This window comes from Grimontia celer (genome assembly GCF_900055185.1).
Lineage (GTDB): Bacteria > Pseudomonadota > Gammaproteobacteria > Enterobacterales > Vibrionaceae > Enterovibrio > Enterovibrio celer.
Map to the genome: position 1 here is coordinate 204,926 of NZ_FIZX01000001.1, position 15,149 is coordinate 220,074.

The 15,149-nt window shown below is 50.4% G+C and carries 14 protein-coding genes; 2 read left to right on the top strand and 12 right to left on the bottom strand.

Features of this window, described 5'->3' with window-relative positions:
- The 5 genes from rlmH to leuS all read right to left on the bottom strand — a co-directional run bounded on the left by rlmH (position 1) and on the right by leuS (position 5,206).
- A complete protein-coding gene (gene rlmH, locus GCE9029_RS00915; protein ID WP_062660649.1) occupies positions 1-471 on the bottom strand; it encodes a 23S rRNA (pseudouridine(1915)-N(3))-methyltransferase RlmH in 471 nt (156 codons plus the stop codon).
- A 4-nt stretch (positions 472-475) separates the two neighbouring features.
- Positions 476-793 (bottom strand): ribosome silencing factor, encoded by a 318-nt coding sequence (gene rsfS, locus GCE9029_RS00920; protein ID WP_002542309.1) that lies wholly within the window; start codon positions 791-793, stop codon positions 476-478.
- A gap of 124 nt (positions 794-917) precedes the next feature.
- Positions 918-1,946, bottom strand: a complete 1,029-nt coding sequence (holA, locus tag GCE9029_RS00925; protein WP_002542308.1) for a DNA polymerase III subunit delta — start codon at positions 1,944-1,946, stop codon at positions 918-920.
- On the bottom strand, positions 1,943-2,617 hold the full coding sequence (locus GCE9029_RS00930; RefSeq protein ID WP_062660650.1) for an LPS-assembly lipoprotein LptE: 675 nt from the start codon (positions 2,615-2,617) through the stop codon (positions 1,943-1,945). Before GCE9029_RS00930 ends, holA begins: the two co-directional genes overlap by 4 nt.
- 15 nt (positions 2,618-2,632) lie before the next feature.
- A complete protein-coding gene (leuS, locus tag GCE9029_RS00935) occupies positions 2,633-5,206 on the bottom strand; it encodes a leucine--tRNA ligase (protein ID WP_062660651.1) in 2,574 nt (857 codons plus the stop codon).
- 107 nt (positions 5,207-5,313) lie between these two features.
- Here leuS and GCE9029_RS00940 point away from each other — a divergent pair, with 107 nt between their 5' ends.
- Positions 5,314-5,799: a zinc ribbon-containing protein gene (locus GCE9029_RS00940; RefSeq protein ID WP_062660652.1), complete on the top strand. Its 486-nt coding sequence runs from the start codon at positions 5,314-5,316 to the stop codon at positions 5,797-5,799.
- Positions 5,800-5,917: 118 nt separating this feature from the next.
- Here the strand turns inward: GCE9029_RS00940 and GCE9029_RS00945 are convergent, their stop codons facing one another.
- The 6 genes from GCE9029_RS00945 to miaB form a co-directional block, all read right to left on the bottom strand.
- Positions 5,918-6,505 (bottom strand): lipid-binding SYLF domain-containing protein, encoded by a 588-nt coding sequence (locus tag GCE9029_RS00945; protein WP_062660653.1) that lies wholly within the window; start codon positions 6,503-6,505, stop codon positions 5,918-5,920.
- A gap of 97 nt (positions 6,506-6,602) precedes the next feature.
- Positions 6,603-8,153, bottom strand: a complete 1,551-nt coding sequence (gene lnt, locus GCE9029_RS00950) for an apolipoprotein N-acyltransferase (protein WP_062660654.1) — start codon at positions 8,151-8,153, stop codon at positions 6,603-6,605.
- 7 nt (positions 8,154-8,160) lie between these two features.
- Positions 8,161-9,027, bottom strand: coding sequence for a CNNM family magnesium/cobalt transport protein CorC (gene corC, locus GCE9029_RS00955; protein ID WP_046307981.1), 867 nt, complete (start codon positions 9,025-9,027; stop codon positions 8,161-8,163).
- 25 nt (positions 9,028-9,052) lie between these two features.
- Positions 9,053-9,517 carry an rRNA maturation RNase YbeY gene (gene ybeY / locus GCE9029_RS00960; protein ID WP_062660655.1) on the bottom strand — a complete coding sequence of 155 codons (465 nt, stop codon included), beginning with the start codon at positions 9,515-9,517 and terminating at the stop codon, positions 9,053-9,055.
- Entirely contained in the window at positions 9,518-10,594 is a 1,077-nt protein-coding gene (locus GCE9029_RS00965; RefSeq protein ID WP_062660656.1) for a PhoH family protein, read from the bottom strand.
- A gap of 102 nt (positions 10,595-10,696) precedes the next feature.
- On the bottom strand, positions 10,697-12,121 hold the full coding sequence (miaB, locus tag GCE9029_RS00970; protein ID WP_062660657.1) for a tRNA (N6-isopentenyl adenosine(37)-C2)-methylthiotransferase MiaB: 1,425 nt from the start codon (positions 12,119-12,121) through the stop codon (positions 10,697-10,699).
- A 293-nt stretch (positions 12,122-12,414) separates the two neighbouring features.
- Here miaB and GCE9029_RS00975 point away from each other — a divergent pair, with 293 nt between their 5' ends.
- A complete protein-coding gene (locus tag GCE9029_RS00975) occupies positions 12,415-13,575 on the top strand; it encodes a 2-octaprenyl-3-methyl-6-methoxy-1,4-benzoquinol hydroxylase (protein ID WP_062660658.1) in 1,161 nt (386 codons plus the stop codon).
- Positions 13,576-13,649: 74 nt separating this feature from the next.
- Here GCE9029_RS00975 and GCE9029_RS00980 read toward each other — a convergent pair whose 3' ends face one another.
- Positions 13,650-15,122 (bottom strand): protein adenylyltransferase SelO, encoded by a 1,473-nt coding sequence (locus GCE9029_RS00980; RefSeq protein ID WP_062660659.1) that lies wholly within the window; start codon positions 15,120-15,122, stop codon positions 13,650-13,652.
- Positions 15,123-15,149: the final 27 nt, after the last annotated feature.

Consider the following 15,149-nt stretch of genomic DNA (forward strand, 5'->3'; position numbering starts at 1 on the left):
TTATTCCCGGTGATAAGGGTGATTTGCTGTGATGCTCCAGGCGCGGTAGAGACTTTCAGCCATCACCACACGTACCAGCGGGTGAGGAAGTGTCAACGGAGACAATGACCAGCTTTGGTCAGCAGCCGCTTTACAAGCCGGCGACAGGCCTTCAGGGCCTCCAATCAGAATAGACACGTCACGAGCATCCAGCTTCCAGCTCTCAAGCTGCCCTGCCAGTTGCTCTGTGTCCCAGCGCTTACCCGGAATATCCAGCGTCACGATGCGGTTACCTTTTGGAACGGCGGCCAACATGGCTTCCCCTTCTTTTTGCAGAATACGCGCAATGTCGGCATTTTTGCCGCGCTTACCTGCAGGGATTTCTACCAGTTCCAGTGGCATGTCTTTTGGGAAGCGGCGACTGTATTCTTTGTAGCCTTCCTCAACCCATTTCGGCATCTTTGTGCCGACCGCAATCAGTTGTAACTTCATTGCATCAGTTCCACAGCTTTTCTAGCTGGTACAACTGACGTTGTTCATCTTGCATGATATGAAGCATCACATCACCGAGATCCAGCACTACCCACTCGCCTTCGTTTTCACCTTCCATACCCAGGGTATCAACGTTAGCTGCACGCGCTTCATCAGCGACATGCTCTGCAATGGAAGAGACATGGCGTTTTGAGTTACCGGTGCATAGCACCATGAAATCGGTAATGCTGCTCTTTTCACGGACATCGAGTGTCACGATGTCAGCAGCTTTCATATCATCTGCTTTATCGACAACAAAGTGTTGAAGTTGTTCCGGAAGCAATGTTTTCCCCTTATCGGTGTTCGGTGCATTGTTCTGCAGAAAGTGCAGGTCAGTCCTAGGACGAATCTAAAAATTATACCACTGGCTGAGATGAATAAAATACAGCGGTGTCGCGGTTTGACAGTCAGTTGACAGGTGACAGTGGAAGCGGATGACCACACATCTCGAGACAAAACGCGGAAAGTGCCGGCCAAGGTTGGCTGTCGAAATCGGTTTTCACCATCACCTCGATGGCTGCAAGGCTTTGCAGAAGGTGCATCAGCGTTGGCAACGTCAAACGGTGAAGCGCCGCAGTCATCGCTGGGCGGCGAGTTTGCCAGACCCGGAAATGGTCAAAGATTTTGCTGAGACCCATGCCAGACGCGCCGTACTCCTGCATTTTACATAGCTGGATTAACTCTTTTTGGATAACCCGCAGCAAAATGGTGATTTCCACGCCTTCAGCTTCAAGCTGACGAACGATACGAACAGCGCGCTTGGCTTTGCCTTCAATCAGTGCGTCGGTGAGCTGGAATGGTGTGTAGTGGTTGTGACGTGATAAGGCATCCTGAAGCCTTGGCAGTGTCAGTTCACCATCTGGATAGAGCAGTTGAAGTTTCATCAGGCTTTGCGACAGTGCCAGAAGGTTACCTTCATGCCATTGCGCCAGCAGCATCACAGACTCGTGGTCAGGATGCAGTCCCAGACTGTGACAGCGATTCTCTATGAATCGTGGCAGCTGTCTGCCATCAGGTGTGTTGCATGGCACATACAAACCGTTTGCCTGGAAACTGGTGAACCACTTGGCTGATTCCTGCTTTTTGTTCAGGCGAGGGCCATCGAGGATCAAAACCAAATCCTGATGCAGCATAGGCTGAAGCTCTTTCAGCGCATTAGCTTGAGCCGTGGTCAGCGGGTTTTCAGGTAGTGCCAGAATGATGATTTGTCGGCTGGCGAACAGGCTCAGTGCCTGGCAAACGTCATAAACATCTTGCCAGTTGAGCTGGTTATCGATGACAAAGCGGTGCTTCTCATCGAAGCCCTGCTTCTGTGCAACATCAATGATGCTTTGCTTGGATTCCTCTTTCAGCAGCGGTTCGTTGCCGAAGATAAGGTAAGTCTGACACAGCCCCTGATTAAGACGCTGTGTCAGTTGTTCTGGGTAGATCCTCATTCTGTGCTTTCTTCACCGCTGGTGGTGAAGCTCGACAGAGGCTTACCGCGTGATTCGTCATCTTTGCCATCGAATCGAGTTTCGATCGTAATGGCTGGCTTATCTTCGTCCACGCCCTGATAAAGCTCACGCAGTGCTTTTTCTTCCGCTTCTTTGCGCTCAAAGGCTTCGATGTGCGCATTTAGACGGGCAAGCTGTCGCATGATTTGTTTGGTTGCTTCAACGCGCATTTCCTGGGCCAGCATTTCCTCTTCCACCGACTTCGCCAAGGCGGTCAATGGGTTATCAAGGTAGGTGCGGCTAAGAGATGTCGAGAAGTTGTAGTTGCCTTTTTCCGGCACTGTCACTGAGTAGCTGACGGTATAAGCAAATTGCTTTTCCGCTACGCGGCTGTTCTGGTAAAGCGACAAGGTGCTTTCACCATAGCTTTCGCCTTTCAGGTACAGGTTGGAAATGGTTTGGGCCGGCGGGATGACGTCAATGTCATGAAGACGCAGTTGAGTCTTCATTTCACGGGTGAGTTTGCCGTATTTATCGAAACTGGTGACTGACAGTTTCTGGATTTCGTCTGGCAGATTGTAGCTGCCGCGAAGATGGAATCCGCAAGAAGCGGTGGCCAAAGCGGCCACCACGACTAGCAGGGTTCGGAGAGAGCGAAAGATCGATTTCACCGAATACTCCCTGTGTTAGTTAGCAACGATATTAACCAGTTTGCCCGGTACGTAAATCACTTTGCGTACGGTTTTACCCTCGGTGTGCTTCACAACGTGTTCGTCGTTTAGCGCCATCGATTCTACTGATTCTTTAGCTGCGTCTGCTGCAACGGTGATTTTCGCGCGAAGCTTGCCATTCACCTGAACGATGATCAGCTTCTCGTCTTCCACCATGGCGTCTTGGTCTGCGACTGGCCATACCGTGTTGTCGATGTCAGTTTGACCCAGTGCAGCCCACAGCTCAGTGCTGATGTGCGGAGTGATTGGGTACAGCATCGCAACAATCGCTTTCACTGCTTCATCCAGGATTGCGCGGTCAGCATCAGTGTCTTGAGGTGCTTTGGTCAGACGGTTCATCAGTTCCATGATCGCAGCGATCGCGGTGTTGAAGGTCTGACGGCGGCCGATATCATCGCCCACTTTCGCGATAGTCTTGTGAACTTCACGACGCAGTGCTTTCTGATCAGCGTTCAGTGCTGATGCATCCAGCACAGCCACTTCACCTTTCGAAGTGTGTTCGAATACCAGTTTCCAAACACGCTTGAGGAAGCGGTTAGCACCTTCAACGCCAGACTCTTGCCACTCAAGGGTCATGTCTGCTGGTGATGCAAACATCATGAACAGACGCACGGTGTCAGCACCGTACTTATCAACCATCTCTTGTGGATCGATACCGTTGTTCTTCGACTTAGACATTTTGGTCATGCCTGAGTGAACAAGGTCGTGACCCTCGTTATCGACAGCCTTAGTGATGCGGCCCTTTTCGTCACGGCTAACGGTTACTTCAGTTGGAGAAACCCACTCAATGCCGCCTTTCTCGTTTTCGTAAGAGAAAGCATCAGCCAGTACCATGCCTTGACACAGCAGGCGCTTAAATGGCTCGTCAGATGTAACGTAGCCCGCATCGCGCAGCAGTTTATGGAAGAAGCGAGAGTAAAGCAGGTGCATTACCGCGTGCTCGATACCACCAATGTACTGGTCAACAGGCAGCCAGTAGTTTGCTGCTTCTGAGTCGAGAATTTCGTCTGCTTTAGGTGAACAGTAACGCGCGTAGTACCAGCTTGACTCCATAAAGGTATCGAAGGTGTCCGTTTCGCGCAGTGCTGGTTGACCATTGTAGGTGGTTTCTGCCCACGTCTTGTCTGCTTTGATTGGGCTGGTTACGCCGTCCATTACCACGTCTTCTGGCAGGATGACTGGCAGTTGGTCAGCTGGCACTGGATGCACTTCACCGTCTTCAGTGGTTACCATTGGGATTGGTGCACCCCAGTAACGTTGACGAGATACACCCCAGTCACGCAGACGGAAGTTCACTGTCTTGTGACCTTTACCTTCTGATTCCAGCTTCGCTGCAATCGCATCGAACGCTTGCTCGAAGCTCAGACCGTCGAACTCACCTGAGTTGAACAAAGCACCTTTCTCGGTGTGTGCAGCTTCAGAGATGTCTGGTGCATTGCCATCTTCTGCCAGGATCACTGGCTCAATGTTCAAGCCGTACTTGGTTGCAAACTCGAAGTCGCGCTGGTCGTGTGCAGGTACTGCCATAACAGCGCCTGTACCGTAGTCCATCAATACGAAGTTTGCTACGTAAACAGGTACTTCGCGGCCGTACAATGGGTGAATAGCTGTAAGGCCAGTAGCCATACCTTTCTTCTCCATTGTCGCCAGTTCAGCTTCTGCTACTTTGGTGTTCTTACACTCTTCGATGAATGCTGCAAGCTCTGGGTTGGTCTCAGCGGCGATTGTCGCAAGAGGGTGGCCTGCTGCGATACCTACATAAGTCACACCCATTAGCGTGTCTGGACGTGTTGTGTAAACTTCAAGGTCAGCTTGACCTTTTACTTCAAACTTAAGTTCAACACCTTCAGAGCGACCAATCCAGTTACGCTGCATGGTTTTGACCATTTCAGGCCAGCCATCCAGGTTATCCAGATCGTCGATTAGCTCTTGAGCATATTCAGTGATTTTGATGAACCACTGAGGGATTTCTTTCTGCTCAACGATTGCACCTGAACGCCAACCGCGTCCATCTACAACTTGTTCGTTTGCCAGAACCGTTTGGTCTACTGGGTCCCAGTTAACCGTTGACATCTTCTTGTACACCAAGCCTTTCTCGTAAAGCTTGGTGAAGAACTCTTGCTCCCAACGGTAGTATTCAGGGGTACAGGTCGCGAATTCACGTTCCCAGTCGTAGCCGAAGCCCAGCATTTTAAGCTGGTTCTTCATGTATTCAATATTTTCGTAAGTCCAAGGTGCTGGTGCAGTCTTGTTCTTCACGGCTGCGTTTTCTGCAGGCAGACCGAACGCGTCCCAACCGATAGGTTGCATCACATTCTTGCCTTGCAAACGCTGGTAGCGAGAGATGACGTCACCGATGGTGTAGTTACGCACGTGACCCATGTGTAGTCGACCGCTTGGGTACGGGAACATGGAAAGGCAATAAAACTTTTCTTTGCTTGGGTCTTCTTGAACTACGAAGGTTTTGTTCTTGTCCCAATCGGCCTGAACTTTAGGCTCGATGTCCTGTGGACGGTATTGTTCTTGCATCGATGACATCCGGGAATTTGTGAGATAGGTATAAAATGAACCAAAATAATCGACATAGAATAACTAAAGGTAGAAGGCGCAACAACAGTTGAATGCAGAGGTGGCCTATGTCAGAGCAAAAAGCGGAGTACAAGGTGCTGGTCGAACGGATCAGCGAAGCACTAAAGCACAGCCCTGAAGAGTTACAACGTTGGCTGGATTTGTCTGAAAAGTATGTGAAAGCGGCGTCAGACATGACCAAAGATGAGCTTGCCCTTATCGAAGCTTATTTCAAACGTGATGTGCAGGAATTTGGTGCGCGTTACAACGAGCCGGAAGAGAACAAAGATGATGGTCAGCTGTTTCGTGACCTGATTGCCAACACATTGTGGGAACAGCTTGCGGAAATCACAGATAAAACTCAACTTGAGTGGCGCGAGGTGCTTCAGGACATTCAGCATCATGGTGTTTACAACGCCGGTGAAGTGGTAGGGCTTGGCATTTTGATTTGTGAGAAATGTGGCAACCAGACTGAGCACACCCATGTGGATGTGCTGACGCCGTGTATTAAATGTGGTAGTAAAGAATTCAGTCGTAAGCCGTTTCCTGCATAGTCGGCTCTGACGCTGAGAGCTGATGGGCAAAGAGGCTTGAACACTGGCTTGTTTACCCTTCAAATTTTTAGGACCTAGGACCTAGGACCTAGGACCTAGGACCCAGGATCGTTTTGTCTTAATTCCCCAGCGGCTCGATATTGAATTTTTGTCCGGCTAATGCAGCTTCAATCATTAAGCCGCCCTTAGCTTGGGTGAAAATTGCAATGCCATTGATGTAATAGGCTTTGGATTGCGCACTTCCGGCACTCGCTGAAGTGCCTGTCGTGCCGACATGTGCTGCTGCGCCTTCAGTTAAAGCGGTGGCAGAAGCCTGCGCTCCGAGCTCAAAGCTGCCCGACATAAAACTGTCGAAGGTTTCTTTGTCTTCAAAGAAAAGTATCTCGCTGAATGCCTGCCCACCGAAGGTCAGGCCAACCGACACCTGAATCAACTCGGCTTCGGCGACAGTTTGATTACCTTGGTAAACCAGCCCATTGCCGTAGGCACCGCCAATCCAGAAGCCACCTTTGCCTACCGATGGAAATACTGCGTATCCATAAGCTTTTTCAAAGAAAGGTTTTACCTGTTCGAAGCGATGAAAGTTCGCCAATGCAGCGCGGGTGTCAGCAAAGAGTTCGGCATCTGGCTCTGCATGGGAAAGTGGAACAAAGACTGATGCTAAAAGGATAACAACGGAAGACGCAATTCTGGCCAAGGCGCGCATAAGACTCTCCATATCAAACTAAATCAATCATTAAAAAAGCCAGAGAGATAATTCCCTCTGGCTGATTAAGACATGATTTTATAGCGCTTGTTCGCTCTTATTGTTGCGACTGGGTACTAACTGCGGATTTTTGACCTCGATTTAACAGAACCAGTGCCAACCCTGACAGAACAATCCAAGCATAGAGGGGCCAGTCTCCGAAACGGGTGTAAGGTGTTTGGCCTATCGTCGTTGGTACATCAGTTCTGAGGACTACCGTTTCGAACTGTGGGATTTGGTCGATAATCTCCCCTTTGTAGTCAATAGCAGCGGTCAGACCGGTATTGGTCGCTCGCAGAACCGGCTTGCCGTTTTCCAGCGCGCGCATGCGGGCGATTTCTAAATGCTGATGGGGGCCAATCGAGGTACCAAACCAGGTGTCATTGGAAAGGGTCAGAATGAAATCCGACTCCTCCGTGAGGCTATGCCTAACCTGATCGCTGAAGGCGATTTCATAGCAAATCGCGGGTGCAAGCTGGTAGCCTTTGGCGTCTATGTTCGATTGAGTGTAATCACCTCGACTGAACGATGACATGGGTAGATTAAACAGCGGAGCTAGAGGGCGCAGGATGTCCTCAAACGGCACAAACTCACCAAACACCAACAGATGGTGTTTGCTGTAACGTTGTGAAGAGGGGTAGCTGTAACCGCCTTCCCCGTTGTCACCAAGCGTAATGACATTGTTGTAGGCCTTTCCGTCTGAGTTGATATCCAGAACGCCTGTGACTAGTGCGGTATCATTATTGATGGCAGCGGCATCCAAACGCGCGAGGAAGTCCGGTAAATCGCGCTCCAGAGCGGGGATGGCTGCTTCCGGCCAAATGACGATATCTGCATCCCAATTCTGGCGTGTCATGTCCTGATACGCCAGCAGGGTAGGCCAACGCTGGCTTGGTAGCCACTTTAGCTCCTGGGGCACATTACCCTGAACCATTGCCACATCTACACTCTCTCCCGTTTCCTGAACCCAGGGTACAAAAGAGGCACCGGTTGCAACGGCACCGACAACCAATGCCGGAAGAAGCGCAGACGCTTTTCGGTTTATCAACGTGATGGCGATTGAGCCAGAAATGATAAGCAGTGCGAGCGTAATGCCTTGTACACCAAACATGGGCGCAAAGGAGGCTAATGGCCCTTCAATCTGACTGTAACCCGGCCAGAGCCATGGGAAACCCGTCAGGAACCAGCCTCGGAACCAGTCAACCAACAGCCAGAGAGATGGTGCCAGTAGCAAATAGGAAAGTGCCAGCGGCAGTTGAACACGGCGCAGGATATAGGAAAAAAGCGCAGGGAACAGTGCGAGGTAAGCAACCAACAGACCAATCAAGGCCAGTCCAATTGCGGTAGGCAGCCCACCGAATTTCTCGATAACGACGTAAACCCAGCCGACGCCGGTGCCGAATTGACCCAGACCCCAGAAAAATCCGATGTAGCTGGCACGCTTCGGAGATTGTCCATGAATAAGAAGGAGAAGTGCCACCAGAGAGACCAGCATGGCTGGCCAGAAGGAGTAAGGCGCGAAGGCGAGGGTGGCGAGTGCACCTGAAAAAGCGGCCCCGAAGATCCGCATGAATACTTGGGGCCGCTTAAATGTTTCGATGTTTAGCATTTGACGTTTATGCCGTTTCCTCTGCAGTAGTATCTGGAATAGTAACCTGCAATTGGATGATGCGTCGACTGTCAGCTGCCGTCACCTTAAAGTGGAAGTTCTCAATGTCCACTTCTTCACCACGTCCTGGCAGGTGACCAAAGCTGGTCATCACAAGGCCACCGATGGTGTCGATGTCGTCATCGCTAAACTGAGAACCGAACTTCTCATTGAAATCTTCCAGCGTAGTCAGCGCCTTCACCGCGAAGGTGTGCTTGCTGAGCTGGCGGATTTCCTGCTCTTCTTCGTCGTCGTATTCGTCTTCGATATCGCCAACGATTTCCTCAAGAATATCTTCGATGGTCACCACGCCGGATACACCGCCAAACTCGTCGACAACAATCGACATGTGGTAGCGTTCTTCCTGGAATTCTTTCAGCAGTCGGTCAACACGTTTGCTTTCCGGCACAACCACGGCTGGACGGATCACTTTGTCGATGTCGAACGGTTCGCTGTCCGGCATCAGGTAACGCAGCAAGTCTTTTGCCAGTAAGATGCCTTCAACGTGGTCTTTATCATCACTGATCACCGGGTAGCGTGAATGCTGGGCGTCGTTGATGATGGTGATGATTTCTTCGAGAGGTTGTGAGCGCTCGATGGTCACCATCTGCGAACGCGGAATCATGATGTCTCGGATGCGCATTTCAGAAATCTGCATAACGCCTTCGAGCATATCCCGTGTATCGTGGTCGATCAGATCGTTCTGTTCCGAATCACGGAATACATCTACCAGTTCCTGACGATCTTTAGGCTCACCCTGAAAGATCTGTCCTAAACGTTCGAAGAAGGTCTTTCTACTCGGACCTTCAGAGCTTTGTGAGTTGTCTTCGTTCATTGTCTCTATTTTTACAACGTTGATATTAGATGAAGTCTGCCGCATAAGGGTTGTCGAAACCCAGTGCGTTCATGATAGAAATCTCGAGAGATTCCATCTCTTCGGCTTCTTCATCGTCTATATGGTCATAACCTAGCAGATGGAGACTGCCGTGTACAACCATGTGCGCCCAGTGGGCTAGTAGGTCTTTATTCTGTTCTTCAGCTTCTTTTTCGACGACTTGACGACAGATAATCAGGTCGCCCAGCAGATCCAACTCCACGCCCGGAGGCGCTTCGAACGGGAAAGACAGCACATTGGTCGGCTTGTCTTTTCCGCGATAGTCGCGGTTAAGAGACTGGCTCTCAAACTCGTCCACGAGACGGATAGTCACTTCCGCCTGCTCTTGGAAAGATTTGACCGCCTGCTCAAACCACTGTTGAAACTGCTGTTCAGTGGGCAGATTATCGGTGTTTTGTGTCGCAACTTGAAGGTCGACAATATATTGCATTTACGGTTGCTTCTCTTCTGAAGGCGGTGCGGCATTTAATGCTGCTTCGCGTTCCTGGCGACGTCGCTCTTCCGCTTGTTTACGGGCACGGGCGTCTTCCGCTTCCCATGCATCATAGGCCTGCACGATACGTGCAACGACAGGGTGACGAACCACATCATCCGCTTGGAAGAAGTTAAAGCTGATTTCGTTCACATCTGCTAACACTTCTATCGCATGACGAAGGCCAGATTTTGCATTACGTGGCAGGTCAATCTGCGTCACGTCACCGGTGATCACCGCACGGCTGTTAAAGCCGATACGTGTCAGGAACATCTTCATCTGCTCCACGGTGGTGTTCTGGCTCTCATCAAGAATGATGAAGGCGTCATTGAGCGTACGGCCACGCATGTATGCCAACGGCGCGACTTCAATGACGTTGCGTTCAATTAGCTTCTCTACGCGCTCAAAACCCAGCATTTCGAACAGGGCATCGTATAGTGGGCGCAGGTAAGGATCGACTTTCTGGCTCAGATCGCCTGGCAGGAAGCCCAGTTTCTCACCGGCTTCAACCGCAGGACGGGTAAGCAAAATACGGCGGATTTCTTGACGCTCAAGCGCATCAACTGCTGCAGCAACCGCTAAGTAAGTTTTACCTGTACCGGCAGGACCAATACCGAAGGTGATGTCATGCGTCACCATGTTGGCAATATATTGCGCCTGATTAGGTGTACGCGGTTTGATCACGCCTTTCTTGGTTTTGATGTTGATCTCTTTGCCGTAAGGGATCGACGACTCGATGTTTTGTTCCAGCACACCACTTTCTTTGATCGCCAGATGTACCTGCTCTGGCTCGAGGTCAACGAAATTGCCTTTTACCGGTGCGGTTTCAACGTAAAGTCGTTTGAGAATATCGATAGCGGCAGTGGCGGTGTGAGGTTGGCCGACCACGGAGAATTGATGATTTCGGTGATTGATTTCCACACCTAAACGGCGTTCGAGCTGTTTGATGTTGTCATCGTAAGGGCCGCAGAGGCTGGCCAGGCGCGAATTATCAGCTGGTTCCAGTGATACTTCTAAAGTAATGACTTTGTTCAATGCTTCCTCGCAATGGTTATCGGCGTCTGTATAGGACGCCGATAACAGGTGATTACCCTCGCTTCTGCGAGGCTTGGGATGGCTTTATTGGCCTCCGTATATTTACGGAGTATACACGCCTACGCCAAGATCATCTTCTTTGCGTGTTTTTGCCATCATCTCTGCAGGCGAAACCGCCACACGCAGATTCATGTCCTTTTCAGTACGAACCAGCTCACCGCGTAGTGAGTTTGGCAGTACTTCGGTGATTTTTACATCAACGAACTGACCGATCAAATCGACAGAACCTTCGAAGTTAACCACGCGGTTGTTTTCAGTACGGCCACGCAGCTCCATCAGATTCTTCTTCGATGGACCTTCAACCAGAATACGCTGCTCAGAGTCCAGCATCTGGCGAGAGTAGATCATCGCCTGTGCGTTGATCTGCTGTTGCAGTTCATACAGACGCTCTTTCTTGGTTTGCTCTGGCGTGTCGTCAGGCATGTCTGCTGCAGGCGTGCCTGGACGAGGTGAGTAAACAAAGCTAAAGCTCATGTCGAAGTTCACGTCACGGATAAGCTTCATGGTTGCTTCGAAATCAGCGTCAGTTTCACCTGGGAAACCTACGATGAAGTCAGAACTGATTGCGATGCCTGGACGCGCTTCACGCAGTTTACGGATCTTCGATTTGTACTCGATCGCTGTATGCGGACGTTTCATCATGGTCAGAATACGGTCTGAACCGCTCTGAACTGGCAGGTGCAGGAAGCTCACTACTTCTGGGGTGTCTTCGTACACTTCGATGATGTCGTCAGTAAATTCAATTGGGTGGCTGGTGGTGTAGCGAATACGGTCGATACCGTCGATCGCCGCCACATAACGCAGTAGTTCTGCAAATGAGCAGATTTCGCCATCGTGCATTTCACCACGGTAAGCGTTAACGTTCTGACCCAGCAAGTTCACTTCACGAACACCTTGCTCAGCAAGCTGTGCGATTTCGTAAAGCACGTCGTCCAGTGGACGGCTGACTTCTTCACCACGGGTGTAAGGCACCACGCAGAAGGTACAGTACTTAGAGCAGCCTTCCATGATTGAAACGAATGCCGTTGGGCCTTCTGCACGTGGCTCTGGCAAGCGGTCGAACTTCTCAATCTCAGGGAAAGAGATATCCATGACCGGTGCTTCGTCCTGCTGGGATTTTTTGATCATCTCAGGCAGACGGTGCAGGGTTTGCGGGCCAAAAATAACGTCAACATAAGGTGCGCGTTCACGAATGTGGTCACCTTCCTGAGTAGCTACACAGCCGCCTACGCCGATCACCAGACCTGGCTTCTGATCTTTCAGGTTTTTCCAGCGACCCAGCTGGTGGAACACTTTTTCCTGAGCCTTTTCACGGATAGAACAGGTATTCAGAAGCAGTACATCTGCCTCTTCCGGCTCCTCGGTCAGCTCGTAGCCACCGGCCGCATTGAGCAGATCCGCCATTTTTGATGAATCGTATTCGTTCATCTGGCAGCCCCAGGTTTTGATCAGCAGTTTCTTAGCCATGTAACTCTTTGCTCATGTTGATGTTTTACGTGTTCCGGTCGGAGGCACTTAATCATCGCTGGCTGTTCGCCGCGGAAATCCCAACCGGAAATCATGATTCTTTGTTCGGCTTGAGGCAACGAAAAATAGCCCCAACCGTTGATAAGCCGCGTATTGTACTGCTTTAGTCAATCTGTGACCAGATCACGTTCTCCCCAAATTTTTTAGTGGATTTAAGGATGAGTGACGCCTGCAGGAGTCGCATTTCAGTGAGGTGGCGCTAGAATGGGCGCAGGAAATTTTGAGATTGTGTTATGAAACAATTCGATATTATCGTCGTTGGCGGTGGCATGGTCGGTGCTGCCACGGCATTGGGTCTTGCTAAGCAGGGTAAACGTGTGGCCATGGTTGAGCGAAGCGAGCCAAAAGCCTTTTCTCCTGAGCAGCCGATGGATCTTCGCGTGTCTGCGATTTCTCCTGCCTCAGTCTCTTTGCTCAAATCCCTGAAAGTTTGGGATGACGTGCTGGACATGCGTCTTTGCCCATATCGACGTCTGGAGACCTGGGAGCACCCTGAGTGCCGTATTCGTTTTAGTGCAGAAAGTATGGATTTAGCAGAGCTCGGTTTCATTGTCGAAAACCGCATCCTGCAACTCGCGCTTTGGAATGCTTGCTTGGCGCAAGAGAATCTGGAAGTACTTTGCCCGGGAAATATTGTCGCTATGCTTGCCGACTCCGAAGGGCACGTTGTTGAATTGGAAGATGGCACTTTGCTTCATGGCCGTTGGCTGGTCGGTGCGGATGGGGCGAATTCCCGTGTACGTGATTACGCCAAAATTGGTGTGACTGCGTGGGATTACCGTCAGCATTGTATGTTGGTGAATGTTAAAACTGACCTGGCACAGCAAGATATTACCTGGCAGTGGTTCACACCCGATGGCCCAAGGTCTTTCCTGCCGCTACCTGGGCATCAAGGTTCATTGGTGTGGTATGACAGCCCATCACGCATAAAAGCTTTGTGTGCCATGTCGCCAGGGGCGCTAAGGGAAGAGATCCTTGCGCACTTCCCGCAAGAGCTGGGTGATATTGAAGTCATCCAACAAGGCGCGTTTCCATTAACCCGTCGGCATGCCCAGCGCTACTTCAACAAGAATGTGGTGATATTGGGAGATGCTGCCCACACTATCAATCCGCTGGCAGGGCAGGGTGTAAACCTCGGCTTTAAAGATGTGGATGCTTTACTGGATGTGGTCGCCGATGCAGGTGTAGAGTGGCTGAATGAAGACGTATTGGCAGCTTACGAGCGCAAACGTAAACCGGATAACCTCATCATGCAAACCGGTATGGATGTGTTCTATGGCGGGTTTAGCAACGAAATTGCGCCGCTTAAACTACTTCGCAATGTGGGTTTGAAGCTGGCAGAAAACAGTGGGCCGGTTAAGCAACAGGTTCTCAAGTACGCTATGGGCCTTTGAATTACCTGAATGGCGATAAACTGTCTTGTCTATCGCCATTTATCCAGCGTCAGCCATGTCGCTGAATCTTAAGGTTATGTGCCGCAGAATGTTCTTAGTACTCGTTCTTCCGGTGCTGGTGGCGTTTGTAAATCACGGTTTTCTTCGCTAACGGTATAAGGCGTTTTCAGTGCTTCTGCCAGTCGTTGGAATAGCGCAAAGTCGTTCCTTTCCATTGCATCTTCAATCGCTTTTTCCACCTGATGGTTTCGGGCAATTAATGCAGGGTTGGCTTCTCGCATTGCCTTTAGTGCTGATTCACTATCATCTTTAAGTGAATTCCATTCACTTATCCAAACCTGACCTTTTTCCTGATTATCGAACAGGGAAAGCAGTTCAGTTTCTTCCTCTCCATTGGCAACACGTGTCAGCGCATCAAAGAACAGTGTGAAGTCGATACGCTCAGATTCCAGCGTTGGCAGAGCCTGATTAACAAACGCATCAGCCTCTTTTGAATTGGCGGTGATCGCGAGCTTTGTCATCAGCCCCTTTTGGAACAGCTCCTGGAAGGTGACGATATAGGTTTGGAGTTTGTCTTCCGCAATCTTCACCGCCTCATCCGAGTCGTCAGCAAACAGCGGCAGCAAAGTTTCTGCAAAGCGTGACAGGTTCCAGTAGCCGATATTGGCTTGCTGATCCCAAGCGTATCGGCCATCGCGATCTATTGAACTGAATACTTTCTTGGCTTTGAATTCATCCATAAAGGCACAAGGGCCAAAGTCGATGGTTTCACCAACCAGTGACATATTGTCAGTGTTCATGACGCCATGGATAAAACCAACCAGCATCCATTTTGAAATCAGCTGTGCTTGCCGAACGGCAACGGCTTCAAGTAAAGCTGGGTATTTATCTTCATGACTGGCCACTTCCGCAAAGTGATGTTCGATAAGGTGATCGGCAAGCGCTTGGACGCCATCTTTACCCATCGTGGCATAAGCATATTGAAAAGAGCCTACGCGAATGTGACTGGTACCTGTGCGAACCTGAATACCGCCCGGCACCATTTGGTAATCGCGCATCACGGACTCGCCAGTACCCAGAATGGCAAGAGTTCGGGTGGTTGGTATACCAAGCCCCGCCATGGCTTCGCTGATGAGGTACTCGCGTACTACAGCCCCAACCGTTGCTCTTCCATCGCCACCTCGTGAATAAGGGGTTCTGCCGGAGCCTTTCAGTTGAACATCAATGAATGCACCATCCGCGTTTTGAAGTTGACCCAGCATATGTGCGCGGCCGTCCCCAAGCAGTGGCGAGTAGTGCCCAAATTGGTGACCCGCATAAGCCATCGCAACAGGACTTTCACCGTCATAGTCGCCATTGCCGGCAAGAAAGTGAATGCCTTTGGCATCTTCAAACCAGTTGCTCGACAAGCCATATTCATCAAGTAATGCTTTGTTAAGGGCTAAAAGAGAAGGCGACTCCACGCGGCGCGGCGCGAGGGGGGAATACATGTCTTCCGGTAATGAAAGATAGACTTGATGCTTGATAGGATTTTCGAACGACGCCATGACTGCTAATTCCTTGTTCCGAATACT

Coding starts and splice junctions, on each gene's coding strand:
- rlmH (WP_062660649.1), bottom strand. CDS start 471: ATGAAGTTACAACTGATTGCGGTCGGCACAAAGATGCCGAAATGGGTT.
- holA (WP_002542308.1), bottom strand. CDS start 1,946: ATGAGGATCTACCCAGAACAACTGACACAGCGTCTTAATCAGGGGCTG.
- leuS (WP_062660651.1), bottom strand. CDS start 5,206: ATGCAAGAACAATACCGTCCACAGGACATCGAGCCTAAAGTTCAGGCC.
- GCE9029_RS00940 (WP_062660652.1), top strand. CDS start 5,314: ATGTCAGAGCAAAAAGCGGAGTACAAGGTGCTGGTCGAACGGATCAGC.
- GCE9029_RS00945 (WP_062660653.1), bottom strand. CDS start 6,505: ATGCGCGCCTTGGCCAGAATTGCGTCTTCCGTTGTTATCCTTTTAGCA.
- lnt (WP_062660654.1), bottom strand. CDS start 8,153: ATGCTAAACATCGAAACATTTAAGCGGCCCCAAGTATTCATGCGGATC.
- corC (WP_046307981.1), bottom strand. CDS start 9,027: ATGAACGAAGACAACTCACAAAGCTCTGAAGGTCCGAGTAGAAAGACC.
- ybeY (WP_062660655.1), bottom strand. CDS start 9,517: ATGCAATATATTGTCGACCTTCAAGTTGCGACACAAAACACCGATAAT.
- miaB (WP_062660657.1), bottom strand. CDS start 12,121: ATGGCTAAGAAACTGCTGATCAAAACCTGGGGCTGCCAGATGAACGAA.
- GCE9029_RS00975 (WP_062660658.1), top strand. CDS start 12,415: ATGAAACAATTCGATATTATCGTCGTTGGCGGTGGCATGGTCGGTGCT.
- GCE9029_RS00980 (WP_062660659.1), bottom strand. CDS start 15,122: ATGGCGTCGTTCGAAAATCCTATCAAGCATCAAGTCTATCTTTCATTA.